Raw genomic sequence first — 848 nt, 5'->3', positions numbered from 1 at the left:
TCAGCATCAGCATCAGCATCAGCATCGGCATCGGCATCAGCATCAGCATCAGCATCGGCATCGGCATCGGCATCGGCGTCAGCATCAGCATCAGCATCAGCATCAGCATCAGCATCAGCATCAGCATCAGCATCAGCATCGGCATCAGCATCGGCATCGGCATCGGCGTCAGCATCAGCATCAGCATCAGCATCAGCATCGGCGTCAGCATCAGCATCAGCATCAGCATCAGCGTCAGCGTCAGCATCAGCATCAGCATCAGCATCAGCGTCAGCATCAGCGTCAGCATCAGCGTCAGCATCAGCATCGGCATCAGCATCAGCATCGGCGTCAGCATCAGCGTCAGCATCAGCATCGGCATCAGCATCAGCATCAGCATCAGCATCAGCGTCAGCATCAGCATCAGCATCAGCATCAGCGTCAGCATCGGCATCAGCATCAGCATCGGCATCGGCATCGGCATCAGCATCGGCATCGGCATCAGCATCGGCGTCAGCATCAGCATCGGCATCGGCGTCAGCATCGGCGTCAGCATCGGCATCAGCATCGGCGTCAGCATCGGCATCAGCATCGGCATCGGCATCAGCATCAGCGTCAGCATCGGCATCAGCATCAGCATCGGCATCAGCATCAGCATCGGCATCGGCGTCAGCATCAGCATCAGCATCGGCATCGGCATCGGCATCGGCATCAGCATCAGCATCAGCATCAGCATCAGCATCAGCATCAGCATCAGCATCAGCATCAGCATCAGCATCAGCATCAGCATCAGCATCAGCATCAGCATCAGCATCAGCATCGGCATCAGCATCGGCGTCGGCATCAGCATCGGCGTCAGCATCAGCATC

General features: G+C 57.2%; 1 protein-coding gene. It reads right to left on the bottom strand.

Annotation, left to right across the window (positions count from 1 at the left end):
* On the bottom strand, window positions 1-848 hold an 848-nt coding region (locus JMY09_RS14930; protein WP_201624638.1), incomplete at both ends, for a hypothetical protein.

The sequence above is a fragment of the Psychrobacter urativorans genome (assembly GCF_904846695.1).
In the GTDB taxonomy this organism is placed as follows: Bacteria; Pseudomonadota; Gammaproteobacteria; order Pseudomonadales; family Moraxellaceae; genus Psychrobacter; species Psychrobacter urativorans.
This window is presented reverse-complemented; position numbering and strand designations above follow the sequence as displayed.